The sequence below is a fragment of the Xanthomonas sp. SHU 308 genome (genome assembly GCF_000364645.1).
In the GTDB taxonomy this organism is placed as follows: domain Bacteria; phylum Pseudomonadota; class Gammaproteobacteria; order Xanthomonadales; family Xanthomonadaceae; genus Xanthomonas_A; species Xanthomonas_A sontii.
In genome coordinates, this window is sequence record NZ_AQOK01000656.1 from 1 (window position 1) to 1,343 (window position 1,343).

Consider the following 1,343-nt stretch of genomic DNA (forward strand, 5'->3'; position numbering starts at 1 on the left):
GCTGGCGGGCGCCGGTGGCGCCGCCGCCGATCCGCTGTAGACGTGGTTGTAGTCGTAATCGCCCTGCGGATCGCGCTCGCGCAGTTGCTGCAGGGCGCGGCGCGTGGACAGGCCCGATGGCACCTGCAGCACCACCAGGCGCAGGCCGAATTCGCCGAAGCTGCGCTGCTCCAGCACGGCGAAGCCGGCCGCCTGCGCCGCCTGCAGCGCGGCCGGGTCCGGCTCCAGCGCCACCACCTGCCCGCGCATCACCACGGCGCCGCCCTCGTCGCGCTCCAGCCCGCGCGGATCGCTGCGCAGCAGCGCCTGCAGGCGTTTCAGCCGCAGCCGTTCGACCTCGCCGCGCGCGTCCTGCAGCGACTCCCCCACCCGATTCATGCCGCCCTGCACGCCCTGGGTGACGTCCTGCACCAGCCCGCCGGCCGACGGCAGCGCCAGCTGCGCCCATGCCGGTGTCGCCACCGCCAGCCATGCCACGGCCATCCAGCGCATTCGTCTGCCCGTCGCCATGCCCCGCTCCGTTGTCCGCCCCTGTTGGCGTGCCACACTAATCCTGCCATCCCGACCCGCGGTGAACGCCGCGCCGCGCCCATGGAAGAAAACCCCTCCGCCGAACGTATCACCGACATGCACGCCGATCCCACGGCCGCCGTCGGCGACGGCATCTGTACCTTGCTGCCGCAGTTGCGGCGCTTCGCGCGTGCCGTCGCGGGCCATCGCGAGGACGCCGACGACCTGCTGCAGATCGCGATCGAGCGCGCGCTGCGCCGCGCCGGGCAATGGCGGCCGGAGACGCCGCTGCAGTACTGGCTGTACGGCATCATCCGCCACGCCTGGATCGACGAGGTGCGGGCGCAGCGGCGACGGCGACAGGTCTTCGTCGATGCCACCGAGGGCGAACACGTCGGCGACACGCCGCTGGAGCGGCAGCAGGACTGGATGGCCGTGCAGGCCGCGATGGCCGGCCTGCCCGAGGAACAACGCCTGGCGATCGCACTGGTGCTGATCGAAGGCCTGTCCTACAAGGATGCCGCGGCGGTGCTGGAGATTCCGCTCGGCACACTCACCAGCCGGCTCGCGCGTGGGCGCGAAGCCCTGCAGGCATCACTGGAGGCGACCGCATGAACACCACGATCGACGCACTCACGCTGCAGGCCTACGCCGACGGCGAACTGGATGCGGCGCAGGCCGCCCAGGTGGAAGCGGCGTTGCGCAGCGACCCGCAGCTGACACAGGCTCTGGAGCGGCTGCGCAGCCTGCAGGCGCGGCTGCGCGCCGGCTTCGCCCCGGTGCTGGACGAAGCGGTGCCCGCGCGCCTGCTCGCCGCCGCGCGTGCACGGCCG

At 73.0% G+C, this 1,343-nt stretch carries 2 protein-coding genes and 1 pseudogene; 2 read left to right on the forward strand and 1 reads right to left on the reverse strand.

Features of this window, described 5'->3' with window-relative positions; all coding sequences use genetic code 11:
* Nucleotides 1–483 (reverse strand): annotated as a pseudogene (locus tag D588_RS25300) (peptidase S8); the annotation flags it as partial.
* 108 nt (nucleotides 484–591) lie between these two features.
* On the opposite strand from D588_RS25300, the gene D588_RS0118155 reads away from it, so the two are divergent.
* Both D588_RS0118155 and D588_RS0118160 read left to right on the forward strand, forming a co-directional pair.
* Nucleotides 592–1,125 (forward strand): RNA polymerase sigma factor, encoded by a 534-nt coding sequence (locus tag D588_RS0118155; protein ID WP_017916986.1) that lies wholly within the window; start codon nucleotides 592–594, stop codon nucleotides 1,123–1,125.
* A partial coding sequence (locus D588_RS0118160) for a zf-HC2 domain-containing protein (RefSeq protein ID WP_026143858.1) occupies nucleotides 1,122–1,343 on the forward strand: 222 nt, incomplete at its 3' end. The genes D588_RS0118155 and D588_RS0118160, both read left to right, overlap by 4 nt.